Source organism: Peredibacter starrii, from assembly GCF_034259205.1.
Classification (GTDB): Bacteria; Bdellovibrionota; Bacteriovoracia; order Bacteriovoracales; family Bacteriovoracaceae; genus Peredibacter; species Peredibacter starrii.
The window spans coordinates 2,444,965-2,458,805 of sequence record NZ_CP139487.1 but is presented as its reverse complement, the minus strand read 5'-3'; the positions used below and the strand labels follow the sequence as shown (position 1 = coordinate 2,458,805).

The 13,841-nt window shown below is 42.7% G+C and carries 16 protein-coding genes; 10 read left to right on the top strand and 6 right to left on the bottom strand.

What is annotated here, in order from left to right; all coding sequences use genetic code 11:
- The first annotated feature begins 53 nt into the window (after nt 1-53).
- Nucleotides 54-1,406: an alanine/glycine:cation symporter family protein gene (locus SOO65_RS12465; RefSeq protein WP_321390321.1), complete on the top strand. Its 1,353-nt coding sequence runs from the start codon at nt 54-56 to the stop codon at nt 1,404-1,406.
- Here the strand turns inward: SOO65_RS12465 and SOO65_RS12460 are convergent.
- On the bottom strand, nt 1,398-2,294 hold the full coding sequence (locus tag SOO65_RS12460; protein WP_321390318.1) for a LysR family transcriptional regulator: 897 nt from the start codon (nt 2,292-2,294) through the stop codon (nt 1,398-1,400). The two genes, SOO65_RS12465 and SOO65_RS12460, sit on opposite strands and share 9 nt — an antisense overlap.
- Nucleotides 2,295-2,386: 92 nt before the next feature.
- On the opposite strand from SOO65_RS12460, the gene SOO65_RS12455 reads away from it, so the two are divergent.
- The 5 genes from SOO65_RS12455 to SOO65_RS12435 all read left to right on the top strand — a co-directional run bounded on the left by SOO65_RS12455 (nt 2,387) and on the right by SOO65_RS12435 (nt 6,077).
- Nucleotides 2,387-3,493 (top strand): S-(hydroxymethyl)glutathione dehydrogenase/class III alcohol dehydrogenase, encoded by a 1,107-nt coding sequence (locus SOO65_RS12455; RefSeq protein WP_321390315.1) that lies wholly within the window; start codon nt 2,387-2,389, stop codon nt 3,491-3,493.
- A 9-nt stretch (nt 3,494-3,502) separates the two neighbouring features.
- Nucleotides 3,503-4,321: an S-formylglutathione hydrolase gene (fghA, locus tag SOO65_RS12450; protein ID WP_321390312.1), complete on the top strand. Its 819-nt coding sequence runs from the start codon at nt 3,503-3,505 to the stop codon at nt 4,319-4,321.
- A 7-nt stretch (nt 4,322-4,328) separates the two neighbouring features.
- Entirely contained in the window at nt 4,329-4,727 is a 399-nt protein-coding gene (locus tag SOO65_RS12445) for a ketosteroid isomerase-related protein (protein WP_321390311.1), read from the top strand.
- A 97-nt stretch (nt 4,728-4,824) separates the two neighbouring features.
- Nucleotides 4,825-5,208 carry a hypothetical protein gene (locus tag SOO65_RS12440; protein ID WP_321389488.1) on the top strand — a complete coding sequence of 128 codons (384 nt, stop codon included), beginning with the start codon at nt 4,825-4,827 and terminating at the stop codon, nt 5,206-5,208.
- Nucleotides 5,208-6,077, top strand: a complete 870-nt coding sequence (locus SOO65_RS12435; RefSeq protein ID WP_321400195.1) for an IS3 family transposase — start codon at nt 5,208-5,210, stop codon at nt 6,075-6,077. The genes SOO65_RS12440 and SOO65_RS12435 overlap by 1 nt, the downstream gene beginning before the upstream one ends.
- A 41-nt stretch (nt 6,078-6,118) precedes the next feature.
- Here the strand turns inward: SOO65_RS12435 and SOO65_RS12430 are convergent, their stop codons facing one another.
- The 3 genes from SOO65_RS12430 to SOO65_RS12420 form a co-directional block, all read right to left on the bottom strand.
- The gene (locus SOO65_RS12430) at nt 6,119-7,204 is read right to left on the bottom strand and encodes a hypothetical protein (protein WP_321390309.1); all 1,086 of its coding nucleotides are present in this window, start codon (nt 7,202-7,204) and stop codon (nt 6,119-6,121) included.
- Nucleotides 7,205-7,213: 9 nt separating this feature from the next.
- Complete coding sequence (locus tag SOO65_RS12425) at nt 7,214-8,005, bottom strand: TIGR02147 family protein (protein WP_321390307.1); 792 nt, start codon at nt 8,003-8,005, stop codon at nt 7,214-7,216.
- Nucleotides 8,006-8,122: 117 nt separating this feature from the next.
- Nucleotides 8,123-9,382 (bottom strand): Hsp70 family protein, encoded by a 1,260-nt coding sequence (locus SOO65_RS12420; protein WP_321390305.1) that lies wholly within the window; start codon nt 9,380-9,382, stop codon nt 8,123-8,125.
- A 70-nt stretch (nt 9,383-9,452) separates the two neighbouring features.
- Here SOO65_RS12420 and SOO65_RS12415 point away from each other — a divergent pair, with 70 nt between their 5' ends.
- On the top strand, nt 9,453-9,890 hold the full coding sequence (locus SOO65_RS12415) for a hypothetical protein (RefSeq protein ID WP_321390302.1): 438 nt from the start codon (nt 9,453-9,455) through the stop codon (nt 9,888-9,890).
- Here SOO65_RS12415 and SOO65_RS12410 read toward each other — a convergent pair.
- Together SOO65_RS12410 and SOO65_RS12405 are read right to left on the bottom strand one after the other, a co-directional pair.
- Nucleotides 9,879-10,373 (bottom strand): TlpA family protein disulfide reductase, encoded by a 495-nt coding sequence (locus SOO65_RS12410; protein ID WP_321390299.1) that lies wholly within the window; start codon nt 10,371-10,373, stop codon nt 9,879-9,881. The genes SOO65_RS12415 and SOO65_RS12410 overlap by 12 nt on opposite strands.
- Nucleotides 10,366-11,232 (bottom strand): AraC family transcriptional regulator, encoded by an 867-nt coding sequence (locus SOO65_RS12405; RefSeq protein WP_321390296.1) that lies wholly within the window; start codon nt 11,230-11,232, stop codon nt 10,366-10,368. The genes SOO65_RS12410 and SOO65_RS12405 overlap by 8 nt, the downstream gene beginning before the upstream one ends.
- Before the next feature lie 89 nt (nt 11,233-11,321).
- On the opposite strand from SOO65_RS12405, the gene SOO65_RS12400 reads away from it, so the two are divergent.
- Genes SOO65_RS12400 through SOO65_RS12390 form a run of 3 tightly spaced genes read left to right on the top strand, consistent with a single transcriptional unit; the run spans nt 11,322 to nt 13,803 of the window.
- Entirely contained in the window at nt 11,322-12,026 is a 705-nt protein-coding gene (locus SOO65_RS12400; RefSeq protein WP_321390293.1) for a YceI family protein, read from the top strand.
- A gap of 1 nt (nt 12,027) precedes the next feature.
- Nucleotides 12,028-12,339, top strand: coding sequence for a hypothetical protein (locus SOO65_RS12395; protein ID WP_321390290.1), 312 nt, complete (start codon nt 12,028-12,030; stop codon nt 12,337-12,339).
- Between the two features lie 33 nt (nt 12,340-12,372).
- Nucleotides 12,373-13,803 (top strand): sensor histidine kinase, encoded by a 1,431-nt coding sequence (locus SOO65_RS12390; protein WP_321390287.1) that lies wholly within the window; start codon nt 12,373-12,375, stop codon nt 13,801-13,803.
- Nucleotides 13,804-13,841: the final 38 nt, after the last annotated feature.

The following is a 13,841-nucleotide window of genomic DNA, read 5'->3' as shown; positions in this document are numbered from 1 at the left end:
TTGATAAAACTCTTATCCTTATATTAAGAATTGAAAAATGAAGGGTACACATAATGTTAAATCAAGTTGAAATCTGGACAGAATCACTCGTATCAATTGTTTGGGGACTGCCTCTGGTTTTCTCTCTGTGTTTTTCAGGACTTTTTTTCACCATCTACTTTGGGTTTCCGCAATTTAAATTCTTCAAAGACGCTGTGATGATCATCATGGGGAAATTTGATAAGCATGAGCATCATGGTGAGATCTCTCACTTTCAGGCCCTTTGCGCTGCCTTGTCAGCAACTGTTGGTCTAGGAAATATTGCGGGTGTTGCGGTCGCTGTTTCACTGGGTGGCCCTGGTGCCATTTTCTGGCTTTGGGTGGCGGGCTTTCTGGGAATGGCGACCAAGTTTACTGAAGTCACACTGGCGCTGAATTTTCGTGAAGTAGGGCCGACTGGGAAAGTTCATGGTGGACCGATGTACACCATGAAAAATGGTTTAAAGAAATTGAAATCGATGGGCCATGTCTACGCCATTTTCATCGTGCTATCATCTTTTGGGATTGGAAATATGTTCCAGTCAAATCAGATGGCCTCAGTTCTCACAACTTCTCTTCAGGTTCCAACTTGGATTTCAGGACTGGCATTGGCAGCGATGGCGGGGCTGATTCTTATTGGTGGTATCAGAAGAATTGCCAAGGTCACGGACAAACTTGTTCCTTTCATGATCGGTATCTACATCCTGGGTGCTCTGGGAATTCTTATTTATAACTTCCAGCATCTTCCAGATATGTTCGCCATGATTTTTGAGGGAGCTTTCAATGGTACTGCGGCCGTAGGTGGATTTGCGGGTGTGGTCTTTAAAGATGTAGTGATCATGGGAATGAGAAGAGCGACTTTCTCGAATGAAGCGGGGATGGGTTCTGCGGCAATTGCTCACTCGGCCGCAAAATCAACTGCCGGCGAAGAGGGAATTGTGGCCCTCCTTGAACCGTTTATCGATACAGTCGTGATTTGTTCGATCACGGGTCTGGTGATTCTTTCAACTGGTGCCTGGAACCAAGCTGGCATTGCTGGATCAGAGATGACGGCATGGGCATTTGAAAGTGTCTATGGAGTGTTCGGAAGAGGGATTGTCACTTTGACAGTGATCCTCTTTGCTTTTTCAACCGTGGTTTCTTGGTCTTATTATGGTGAGCAAGGTGTGGTGTTTCTCTTTGGTGAGAAGTTTGTTCCGGTTTACCGCTACGTCTTTATCTTTTTTATTTTTATCGGTGCTGTAATTCAGCTTAAAGTCGTAATGAATATTTCAGACTCGGTAAACGGACTTCTTGCGGTTCCGAATCTTATCGCAACCTATCTCTTACTTGGCGTTGTGAAGAAAAGCATCGTTGAGTTTAAGAAGAAAAAAGAAAGTCTAAAATAAGACGTCGGGATAACCTTCACTTAAGGCCTTCTTCACTTCGGTGATGAAGGTCTTAACGTTGATGTTCTGCTCGTGACGAGTAGGTGTCACGGCCCAAATGTCCATTTTCCCTTCGCTAAAATCCTCTAAGATAGAAACCAATTTACCTTTTTGAATTTCATCAAACACATATGATCCTGGTAATCTCACGATTCCGAGTCCATTCTTCGCCGCTCTTAAAAGAACACGGGGATTATTGGTTTTGAGATTTCCGTTTATCTGAACCTGGAGCTTCTTTCCGTTTTTTTTAAAGGTCCATTGACCTTGGCCGAGACAATTATGAGCTGTTAGGTCCCTTGGTTCTTTGATGACCGAATTGGCCTGAAGATAGGTTTTGCTGGCACAGATAAATTCTCGTCGAGAAGCGATCTTTTGGGCCTTAAGACTTGAATCAGGGAGGTGTCCAAAGCGAATGGCCACATCATATTTCTCGGCGATGAGATCCACAATGCGGGCGTCGAAATTAAGTTCAATCTGAAGCTCAGGATAGTCCTTGGCCATTTTGATCACGACAGGAGCGATGTAGTTTTCACCAAAGATGCCTGCGAGAGTGACTCGGAGAGTTCCACGAGGTGTTTCAGAGGAGTGGATAATGTCTTGTTTGGCCCCTTCAAGCTTTTCCAGAGAGGCCTTACTATCCATCAAAAACTTCTCACCACGGCTCGTTAACTGGATCTTCCGCGTTGATCTCAGAAACAATGCAATGCCTAGGTCTTCTTCCAGTTGGCGGATGGTTTTACTGATATGAGATTTCGAGACGCCAAGAGATTTTGCCGCACGAGAAAAACTGCCAGTTTCGGCCACTTTGACAAACGCAATAACTCCCTGAACCCATTTTATTGTTTCCATAGGGAAACAGTGTTGTTCCTTCTCTGTGGATAGTCAAGAACAACCAGAGGACCTATCATTCTTATAGTATAAAATACCAAAGGAGTGACCAGATGAAAGTTAAGGCAGCTGTGGCGTGGGGACCAAATCAACCTCTAAGCATTGAGACTGTGGACCTAGAAGCACCTAAGAAGGGCGAAGTTCTAGTTCGTATCGTGGCCTCAGGTGTTTGTCACACAGACGCATACACACTGTCAGGTGTTGATCCTGAAGGTCTTTTTCCAGTCATTCTTGGACACGAAGGTGCAGGCATCGTGGAAGAAGTTGGTGAAGGTGTGACGTCACTTAAAAAAGGTGATCACGTTATTCCACTTTACACTCCGGAGTGTGGAACTTGTAAATTCTGTAAGTCAGGCAAAACCAATCTTTGTCAGCGCATTCGCGAAACTCAAGGTAAGGGCCTTATGCCAGACGGGACTTCTCGTTTCTCGAAAGACGGAAAGCCAATCTTTCACTACATGGGTACATCAACATTTGCTGAGTACACTGTTTGTGCTGAAATCTCTCTAGCGAAAATCGATCCAAAAGCTCCACTTGATAAAGTTTGTCTTCTTGGTTGTGGCGTAACGACAGGTATTGGTGCGGTTTTGAATACTGCTAAGGTTGAGAAAGGTGCAAACGTTGCTGTTTTCGGTATGGGCGGTATTGGTCTTTCAGTTATCCAAGGCGCGAAAATGGCCGGAGCTGAAAAAATCATCGCCATCGACATTAATGACGCTAAATTTGAAATGGCGAAAGATTTTGGTGCTACCGATTTCATCAACCCGACAAAAATTAACTCAGTAACTGAAGAAGTTATCAAGCTTACTGACGGTGGCGCGGACTACTCTTTCGAATGTGTGGGCAGTACTAAACTTATGAGACAAGCTCTCGAGTGTTGTCACAAAGGTTGGGGGACATCGGTAATTATTGGTGTGGCCGCAGCAGGTGAAGAAATTTCAACTCGTCCGTTTCAACTGGTAACTGGCCGTGTTTGGAAAGGTTCGGCTTTCGGTGGTGTAAAAGGTAGAACTGAGCTTCCAGGTTATGTTGACAGATATATGAAGGGTGAAATTAAAATTGATGAGATGGTAACTTTCACTATGCCAGTTGAGCAAATCAACGACGCCTTCAAATATATGAAAGAAGGGAAGAGTATCCGTAGTGTAGTCACTTTCTAAAGAGGACCTATGAAAATACTTAAGCAGCATAAAAACTTTGATGGCCATACATGTTTTTGGTCTCATGATTCAGCGGAAACAAAAACTGAGATGAAATTCTCAACATTTGTTCCTCATGGCGAGATCAAGGGTTGTATCATCTGGTTATCGGGTCTTACTTGTACGGATGAGAACTTCATCACGAAAGCGGGAGCCCAGAGAATTCTTGCTAATGAGAAACTCATGGTGATTTGTCCGGACACTTCTCCTCGTGGACTTAATCTTCCGGGGGAGCATGATAGTTATGATTTTGGATCAGGCGCGGGCTTCTATGTAGATGCAACAACACCTGGTTATAAAGATCATTACCGCATGGATAGTTATGTGATGAATGAACTTTTTACGGTGATTAAAGAGCATTTTAAAACACCGAACGTTTCTATCATGGGACATTCAATGGGTGGACATGGGGCCCTGGTTCTGGCCCTTAGAAACCCGGATAAGTTTAAAGCGGTCTCGGCTTTTTCACCGATCGTGAATCCAGTGGCTGTTCCATGGGGTCAGAAGGCATTTAAAGGTTACTTTGGTGAAGATCAAAATCTCTGGAAAGGCCATGACACTTGTGAGCTAATGAAAGCGGGTAGAAAGCATAATTCGAAGATCCTCATTCATCAGGGGACGGCCGATGATTTCCTTGAGAAGGAACTTAAGACTTCCCATTTTGTGGAAACTGCAAAAACCTCAGGTCAGGATTTCGAAGTGAAGATGTGCGAGGGGTATGACCATAGTTACTACTTCATTTCTACTTTTATTGAAGAACATATTAAGCATCACGCCGAATATTTTTAGGAGCATTATGAACACGACTGAATTGATTCAAGCTTACTACAAAGCTTTTAACGAAAAACGTTTTAAAGATATGCTGGGTCTTCTTACAGATGACGTGATCCACGATACAAACCAGGGCGGCCGCTCGGTTGGTAAAGAGGCCTTCACAGTATTTCTAGGTGAAATGGACACGTTCTATGATGAGTTTCTTGATAACATGGTGATCATGACATCTGCAGACGGCAAAAGGGCCTCTGCTGAATTCATCTGTAACGGAACTTACAAGTCAACTTGCGAAGGTCTTCCACCTGCAAGAGGTCAGAAGTATCGTTTGCCGGTAGGATGTTTCTTTGACATTAAAGGCGATAAGATCGCAAGAGTCACTAACTACTACAATATGAATGACTGGTTAAACCAAGTTAAGTAATATAAAAGGGCCTCTATGATCTGTACCCCATTTTCTAGACAAGCTAAAAAAACCGCTTTTCTAAAAAATGGGCTAAAATCCTTAAAAGGAGCAGATTATGAGGGCCTTTTCTCTTTCTGAGCGCAAAAAGCTCACAACTAATCCCTACGTTATTAAAATTACCGAAAAATCTATTTCGTTCAGCAATGAATTTAAACGGCTCATGCTCCATGGAGTAGATGACGGTAGAACTCGTCAACAATTCTTCAATGATACTCTTAGTGTTAACTGCTTCGATAAGAAGTACGTTGACTCCTCACTGAATAGATGGAGAAGAGAAGAAAAGTTTAAAAATGTACCAAAGAAGCGTGGTCGCCGGAAAGATCCTAATAAAATGACTATCGAGGAGCTCAAAGCCGAACTTGCTCTCCAAAAGGAGATCAATGCTCAGCTAAAAAAGGCCCAAGGTCTCACCGAAGACGATCCGCTGTTTTTTCTTTAATCGGTGAGGCCATCTCCAAAGATCCATCGTTAAATCGCTCCTATCTTTGTCGTTTAATGTCTGTTAGTCGAAGTGGATTTTATTCCTCTCGAAAATCCTCAGAGGCCCGCCAAGAAAGAGATAGAATGGCATGTAAGATCATTAAGCATTATCACGAGAGAAGTAGGAAAAAAGCAGGTATCATCACGCTTGATTTACTCATGCGAAGAGATGGACATGTTATAAACCACAAAAAGATCGCCAGAATTAAACGAGAGTATGGATTTGAAACAAAAATCCGTCGTCGAAATCCTTATCGCGCAATCCCTTTGAAGTCTGGGGAGCATGTCGAAATACCAAACTTACTTAAAAGAGACTTCTATCCACCACTTCCAGATCAGGTGTATTCGACAGATATGACTTACTTGTATTATGGAAATTGTGACAAAGCTTTCTTGTCAGCGACCAAAGACCTTGCGACTAACGAGATCGTCTCTTACAAATTAATGAAAACACCAACAGTATCTGCATTTGCATGCGAGTTCAAAGAATTGCTGAGTAAGATTCCAATCGAGAAAAGAACTGATCTAATGATTCATTCAGATCAAGGCTTCCAATATACTAATGAAGAATTTAGAGCAGTTCTGAGGCTAGCAGGTGTAACTCAGTCGATGTCACGGAGAGGTAATTGCCTAGATAACGCACCAATTGAATCATTTTTTGGTCACTTCAAAGATCTCTTAGAGATTAAAAAATGTCGATCATATGAAGAGGTTGAAAAGGTGGTATCCAGTACCATCAAATATTATAATGAAGAAAGGCCCCAAAAGGGTTTAAATAAAAAGCCCCCGGCAGAATACCGAGGGCTATTATTAAGCGGTTTTTTTTAAATGTACTTTTTATGGGGTACAGTTTACTAGGGGCCCTTCTTTTATCTGAGTTTTGTTACACAACGAACTGATTCTACTTTTCTATCACTTAAATACTCATAACTCATTTCACCTGTGGCACCGTTAAACACCATGGCGAATTTCGCTTTCACAGTGCTGGTCCAGAACTTATATGCACCATCCGCTCCTGCATTGTTTGGTAGAACGAAGGCCAAAAACTCTTGTGGGCCAAAGTATTCAGCACTCGTAGGAAGACGCCACTTGAATTGATTTAAGTAGGCCATCTCGGGCATGTCTTTTTCCTGACAGGCCTTTTCCGCCATGAAGTGTCCCATTTTTGAGGGAAGGCGGTCACTCCAAAGGAGATTAGAGCCGAAGTCCTTCCAAACTTCTTTCATGTCCTGGGTTCTCGTTACAAGATACATTCCACCAACTGGACGTGCCTGGTAGCTGCAGCTCTCGATGCGCTCTTCAATAGTGCCCCTTAGACCGCATGGAAGTTTTTTTACATCCGGTTGGAACATAGATTCATTTGTCAGGCGATCAATCGTTTTTTGATTACCATTTTTGGCCATAATATGGGCCGTAAGGCGACGAGTGGCCTCAGATGTTTCATCTCCACGGGACTTTCTTCTAAGAGAGTAAATCGCCTCATGCAGTCTGAAGGCCGCTTTGTTTACATTATCGAGTTCATCATAGATCTCTTGCGAAACAATCAGCTCACCTTCGTCTGTATAGTTCGCCAGTTGTTCGAACTTACAACCCCGACGCTTAATCACCGGAAAAGCGTCATCAGTTGACTCAAGCTCGTTTCCTAGGGGGATGAAAAGCATATTTTGATCAACCAGAGCGAGCTCTTTTTCTAGTTTTGAAGAGAACGTTGTGTGTTCTTTCATTTTGTATTTTGCAACTGTCAGAAGCGTGTCCACTGCAAAGTTCTCACCTGCCGTAGGATATTCTAACTTATAGATGGTTTTACCTTCGTAGATATCAAGAAGCTCAGCTGAAAGAATGAAGTTGTTCTCATCGCGACAAACGACAGAATAACCGCCGTTCCCTTTCTCTCCACTTGCAAATGAGTTCAAGCTAAGAGCTAACAGACCTGCAATAAGGAAGATGTTTTTCATGAGAGTCTCCTAATGCTTAACAGTGTCTTCAATTTTCGTTAAAGGATAGAACTGAATCGCAAGCTGATAGACATCAGTGCGTTCCCCACCCTCAAGCATCTCAATCATCTTCAGACGGAACTCGCGGATGATGGATTTGGCCTCAGGCAGTTTGTTCAGATCTAGTGCCATAGTTAACGAAGAGAAGTCACGTAACTCAACAGCAATTTCGTCGAGTTTATTCGACCCCATGGCGAGCACTTCTTTGTGAGAGTCTCGTAGGGCCTGGCTCTTTATGTCTTCAGTTGTGGTGATTCGGGCGTGGGCCTTCTGAAGGTTTCCTTCAGCATCTCTTTCTAACAGTCCGCAAGTCAGTAAGTTCTTGATGACCACATCAACTCGATTCAGCGTGAGATCAAGTCTGGCCGCAACTTCTTCGGGAGTTCCTTTGAAATCTTTTAGATCATAAAGTTCTAAAAGCGCGTAGTGTTCCCATTCTGCAATGACCTTGTAGTAAGACTCATCGAGAATAAAACGGGTGTCTTCATCTGAGAGTTTGATTTGGTCCAGAGTCGATTTACTGCGGAGTAAGCTCTCCATGAAGAGGGTCTTTTCTTTTGGACCCAGGTTCAATTTCTGAGCAACACTCGCTGAGTCCTTCATTGGAAGAGGACGTTTACCATTGATGATCTGGCTTAGAGTTGCTGGGTGAATACCAATATCTCGAGCGTACGCGCGAAGCGAGTAGTGAGGATTGTTTCTCTGCTTGATAGAGAGGTCCTCTCTTAACTTTGTAAGATAGTATGCCTGACTATTTCCCATGGGAGTCACTGTAACATGGGAAATGCTACACGCTAGATTCGTGTGTAAACAATATGTAGCGATCCGGGGGAGAGTGAACTTTTTACATAGTGAATGTAATTATTGGGGCAACAAACCTTAGGATTTTATCCGAATTGCATATTGAGCAAGACCATTTACCACTGACTGATAAATGTTATGCTCTTTGAGTTTTTCCGGACCAAAGGTGGATTTTAGTCTTTCCTGGATGAGAGGAAATTGTGACGTACCACCGGTCATGATCACCTGATCGACCTTATCTGGAGTAAGGCCCGACTGTGCGAAGACCTCCATCATAGTGTCCATCACTTCATTAACTGTAAGAGTCACACTTTCGCGATATCCGGCTTGAGAAACTGGTTGTGTGATATTGATATCAAGATGGTTATAGTGAAAATCAACCATCGGCGATTTACCCAGACCAATTTTTGTTTTTTCAATTTCATGAAACAATGGGAAACCAAGCTGACATTCAACTAGTGTGAAGAGATTGCGCATTCTGGTTTGATCTGTTTCAGAGAGAGCAAACTTATTGATGTGTTGAAGGAATTCCCAGGTGTCTTTTTCACGTAAGTGAGTGATGTGGGCCGGGGAGCAGATCTTTTTTAGAAGGTTCTTTGGGAACTTCAAAATGTTTGTTCCACCTGGAATTTGGTATTCGTATTGAGATCCAAAATGAGGAGCAATGAAGTCCCTCATCATAACACCATCAAGTACGTCACCCGCCACGAAAATTCCGGACAGACCCAGAATATCGTCTTGCGAATACTCGTTATGGCGAACTTTCATCAGAGTAAAATCAGAAGTACCACCACCAAAGTCGGTGATGAGAACCACGCGCTCATCTTGGGCGCTGGTCGTGTAATCAAGTCCTGCCGCCACAGGTTCAGGACAAAAAATAATTTCTTTATAACCAGCCAGCTCAGCACCTTTCCTCATACGATCTTCGGCGAGCTGATCCTGTTCTTTATCAAGTGAGTACAAGGCGGGACGACCTAGGATGATCCGATCCACGGCTTCGTTAGTGTACTTATTCGCTCGTCTTCTCATCTCACCTAGAAAGACCGCGACCATCTCTGAAATATTCATGTTCCTGTTGAAGACCGAGGTTCCGGTGTAACCCGGCTCAGGAAGAAACTTTTTAATCGAGCGGAAGAAGCGGCCCTCACCTTCGTGATTCACATACTCACTGATGGCCTCATTTCCAAAAAACCATTTATTTTTCTCAGGAGTATAAATGAGCGATCGCAGAACCAGGCCGGAATTGATATCCAGAGGAATGGGCACGATTTTTCCATCGTTTGAGACATAACTGAGTAGGGAATTTGAAGTCCCAAAATCTACGGCATGATATGACATGGATAAATTATAGCTTAGGAAGTCACAAATCGATACAATGAATCGTCTTTGTATGAAAAAGGATGGAACTATGAAATTTACCTTATTTGCATTTTCATTACTCGTATCTGGCATGGCGATCGCGGGCCAGGTGGAAGACGCTTTCAAGGCGAACGATAAACTTTTTAACACTCTTTTAGGTTCAGATCAGACCCAGGTAGAGAAGGCCGCCCAGGAACTTGCGACTTTCATCGAAAAAGATAAAACACCAGAGCTAAAGGGTCTTAAAGAGGGCCTTAAGTCTTTGAAGTCGATTTCTAAAGCTAACTCAAAAGATAAAAACATTGAGCTTTATCAGAATGTGGCCCCGGCTTTCGTGACACTAAGAAGAACAGGTAAAGTTGAGAACTATGAAGTTTACTATTGTCCGATGATTAAAAAGCACTGGGTACAAAACCATAAAGCAACTCCGGCCGTGAGAAATGTGTTCGCCCAGTATATGCTTGAGTGTGGAGAGTTATCTAAATAACCACTCGGCCTTCCAGATTCCAATGAGGGAAAGTCCGGAGCTGCGCTTTGTGATTTTTCCGCTTTCAATAAATAAGGTGGTTGGTGTGACATCCACCTTAAGCTCTTTAATTAATTCGGGTGCCTCGATAAACTGAAAGGGAAATTTCTCCTGAGAGAGGAACTTCTGAATCACGTCGCGAGTTTCAAAAGGATTAATGGCAAAAATTCTGTCCTGAGGAATTTTTCCTTCTTCAACCGAACTTCTCAACCGATTCATCTCCAATTTACATGGGCCACACCAAGTGGCCCAAAAAATGGTAATGGCATTTCCATTTGCTGGCGGGAACAGTGTCTCTACATTGCTTCCAAGGTTATAGGTATTTACACTTGGAAGATACTTGCCTTCAGAGTGAAGATTATTGAGCGTGCGAGGGATGAGTTGGTAGAGAAGTACTCCCAAAAAGATGAGATAGACGACATTAAGCATTTTCTTCTTATTCATAAAAGCCTTTCCTGAATTTTGCCGGGGTCATTTTCTCATGCAGTCTAAAAAAACGTGTGAAGTAATTTGCGTCCTCAAAACCTAATTCATACCCAATATCTGCAATCGGAAGAGCTGAGTAGGCAAGATAACGTTTGGCCTCAAGTAAACAACGCTCTTGAATAAGCTGGCGCGGGGCCTTTCCCATCAGACGAGAGAGCTGCATGGTGAGTGCCTTCGGTGTAAGTTTTAATTCCTTGGCGTAAAACTCCACTCGATGTTCATGCTTAAAATTATCTTCAACCAGATTTCTAAATCGATCGAGAATATCAATACTCTTTGCCTGTTTCCCAATTGGGCTATTTCGTAAGACTTGAATCAAAAAGGCCATGAGGTATCCTCGAAGAGCAAGATCCAGATGCTCTTTTTCGGCCATGAATTCTTCCATCATAAGTTTAGTAACTGTTTTCAGTTGCTCAAACTCCTGGGTCTTAAAAGTCAGAGCATCCGGAGTAAAATCTAATTGTTTAATCATGTCCAACGCATGCGTGCTCATACCGTGAAGAGAATCCCGGTTAAACTCCACCACGTAACCTTGGGCACCTTTGAGATGCCAGGTATGGACTTGAGCTGGTTTCATGACGAAGAGTTGATTCTTGGTGATTTTATAAGTGCTGAAATCGATATGGTGAAGACCGCTTCCAGCGGTCATCAAAATTAACTGATAAAAATCATGTTTGTGCGGAAATGGCACCAGGGGATGTATCCTGTTTTCCAGTCGCTCAATACGAATAGAACTCAAGGAAACTCTCTTAATTCCAAAGGCATCGATAGGGTGAAGTGTGCTGTCTGAATGATGATGATCATGAGCTTTTGACATGCCGAAATTATACCAGAGTTGGGAAGTTTGTGCTATTTTATGTGACATACGTATCTACCCAAAAACTCATAAAAAACTATAATGACTACATGAAACAAATTCTTCTTTTAGCCGCATTTTTATCTCTCTCAATACAGGCCGCTCCTTGGCACGCCAATCGTGATCATTCTGAAGTTCTTTTTCAAGTTGGTTACCTCGGAGTCTCAGAATTAACGGGACGTTTTACTGCCTTCGATGCTGATGTGGATGTAGAGCCAAAACCGCTTTCCTTTAAATCGCTTAATATCAAGATTGATGTGAACAGCATTGAGACTGGCAATAAAATGCGCGACGGTCATTTAAAAAACGCAGAGTTTTTTGATGCTCGTCAGTTTCCAAGTATAATCTTTAAGTCAGATAAGATCGTTCTTATGAAAGACAATAAGTATAAGGCACAGGGAACATTAACGATTAAGAATGTTTCTCGTCCGGCCAATGTAGAATTCACAGTCACGGATTCAGTGAAAGATACTTGGGGATACGAAAACAAATTCGTGAAGTTTGAATCTAAGCTTAATCGCAAAGACTTTAACATCAACTGGAACAAGACTCTGGATAATCAGAAATATCTCGTGAGTGATGAAGTTTCTTATCGTGGTGTTTTTCAGATTCAACCAAATGATGGGAAAACTCCTCCGAGTAAACACATGATTCCAGATACTGAATATATTCGTGAAAGAGAAATTCAAAACCGTAAGAACCAAGAAGAGTCGTCTTTTTCAAAAGGCATTAGAAAACTCATCAATGGGAATTAATATGAATGCAAATCCTGTAGAATTTAAAGCACCTAATTCAATCGCAGCAATCTGGAGTATGATGCTTCCAGGTCTGGGTCAGCTTATGAAGGGAAGGGTCATGCCCGGTATCTTCTGGGCCTTTTTAGTGGCCGGTGGATACTATGCCTATTTCTGGCCAGGTCTTACATTGCATGCTCTTTGTATCCTGGATGCCGGTTTTTATAAGGGTGAAGGCTCATTTTTGGCCTTGGATAGCTGGGTTAAGCGTGTTGCATTTGTTGCACTAGTTGTTTTACTCATCGGCTACATTTATTTCCGCAATATTTATTAGATTTTCTTAAGATTCAGTTGCTAGAATAATTCGATGCCTAGCAACTGGACTCTTGAGGAATTGACTCGTTATCAGAACATGGTCGTATCGCAGACCCGCGAGAGTTGCCGTGTTTTAACTCTTCTGGGAATAACCCTCATCCCGCTTTACGCCATCCTGGATTACATCGCACATCGTGATTATTTCATTGAACTTTCTATAACCCGAACCGCCGCCGTAATTCTCTTCGTTTTAATTTTTGTCTATGTAAAGAAACGTTACGACAGCATGAATCCTTTTGTGGTGGGGTTTTCTTCTCTCACACTTGCGGCGACCTTAGTTACGATTCAATGTTATATCTTAGGTGGTTTTGCTAGCCCATATTACGCTGGGGTAAACTTGGTTTTACTCGCAGGAATTTTGATCTTTCCTGTTGTCCCAAGACAAATGTTCTTCCTGGTTACGCTAAACGTTTTAATTTATATCCTTGCCGGATTTCTTAAATCAAATTTCGAACTAACTCATCTTGCTGAGTTTTTGAATAATACTTTTGTTCTCATGACCACTGGGATTATCGGTGTGATTGCGGCAAAGATTCGCGAAGAAGGAAGAATTCAATCCTTCAATCAGGTCTTACAGATTGAAAAGAACCAAACTGAACTAGAGGCCTCTCGAGATATTCTTCAATTGAATCTTCAAAGTGAGCAGGACAACGTTGCGGCACTGGTGCAGGAGATTACATCGAGAAAGGCAGAGCTTGAGAAAGCACTGATCCTGGCCGAACATGCTAAGCTTGAATCTCAGCTCGCTTTAAGTCTTCGTGAAGAATTTATTTCACTTGCTTCCCATGAACTAAAAACACCCATTACCTCACTTACTTTGCAGACTCAGCTGTATCAGCGAAAGTTTATGAAGGACCAAACTCTCGAGCCAGATCAGCTCTCAAAACTCTTCATGACCTATGATTTGCAGCTTAAACGTTTAACGAGAATCATCTCTGATATGCTCGACATTTCACGGATTCAAGCTGGGAAGTTTGAACTTGAAGTTACTGAGGTTGATTTAGAGATGACAGTGAAGCAAGTAGTGGATCTGGCCATGTCGATTGAACGGGTGCCGATTAATCTTGTGACCCAGGGATCTGTTAAGGGCCACTGGGATGCTTTCCGTATTGAACAAGCGGTACTGAATCTCGTCACCAATGCCATTAAGTATGGCCGGGGAATGCCCATTGATATAACCCTTAAGTCAGCAAATAATGCTGTCATTATTGAAGTTGCGGACCGAGGAATTGGCATTCGTCCGGAACATCTGGGAAGGATTTTCGACCGTTTTGAAAGGGCCGTCGGTCACCGTGAATTTGCGGGCCTTGGTCTTGGACTTTACATAACTAAGCAAATTGTCGAGGCCCACGGTGGGAAAATCCAAGTCGAAAGTGTCTATAATGAAGGTTCTAAATTCACCATCACTTTGCCGCTTAAGTAATATTGTCGGGAATTAATTGCCTCTTCTAAGTTTCATCG

Coding starts and splice junctions, on each gene's coding strand:
- SOO65_RS12390 (WP_321390287.1), top strand. CDS start 12,373: ATGCCTAGCAACTGGACTCTTGAGGAATTGACTCGTTATCAGAACATG.
- SOO65_RS12445 (WP_321390311.1), top strand. CDS start 4,329: ATGAACACGACTGAATTGATTCAAGCTTACTACAAAGCTTTTAACGAA.
- SOO65_RS12415 (WP_321390302.1), top strand. CDS start 9,453: ATGAAATTTACCTTATTTGCATTTTCATTACTCGTATCTGGCATGGCG.
- SOO65_RS12430 (WP_321390309.1), bottom strand. CDS start 7,204: ATGAAAAACATCTTCCTTATTGCAGGTCTGTTAGCTCTTAGCTTGAAC.
- SOO65_RS12425 (WP_321390307.1), bottom strand. CDS start 8,005: ATGGGAAATAGTCAGGCATACTATCTTACAAAGTTAAGAGAGGACCTC.
- SOO65_RS12455 (WP_321390315.1), top strand. CDS start 2,387: ATGAAAGTTAAGGCAGCTGTGGCGTGGGGACCAAATCAACCTCTAAGC.
- SOO65_RS12410 (WP_321390299.1), bottom strand. CDS start 10,373: ATGAATAAGAAGAAAATGCTTAATGTCGTCTATCTCATCTTTTTGGGA.
- SOO65_RS12440 (WP_321389488.1), top strand. CDS start 4,825: ATGAGGGCCTTTTCTCTTTCTGAGCGCAAAAAGCTCACAACTAATCCC.
- fghA (WP_321390312.1), top strand. CDS start 3,503: ATGAAAATACTTAAGCAGCATAAAAACTTTGATGGCCATACATGTTTT.
- SOO65_RS12405 (WP_321390296.1), bottom strand. CDS start 11,232: ATGTCAAAAGCTCATGATCATCATCATTCAGACAGCACACTTCACCCT.
- SOO65_RS12395 (WP_321390290.1), top strand. CDS start 12,028: ATGAATGCAAATCCTGTAGAATTTAAAGCACCTAATTCAATCGCAGCA.
- SOO65_RS12465 (WP_321390321.1), top strand. CDS start 54: ATGTTAAATCAAGTTGAAATCTGGACAGAATCACTCGTATCAATTGTT.
- SOO65_RS12460 (WP_321390318.1), bottom strand. CDS start 2,294: ATGGAAACAATAAAATGGGTTCAGGGAGTTATTGCGTTTGTCAAAGTG.
- SOO65_RS12400 (WP_321390293.1), top strand. CDS start 11,322: ATGAAACAAATTCTTCTTTTAGCCGCATTTTTATCTCTCTCAATACAG.
- SOO65_RS12420 (WP_321390305.1), bottom strand. CDS start 9,382: ATGTCATATCATGCCGTAGATTTTGGGACTTCAAATTCCCTACTCAGT.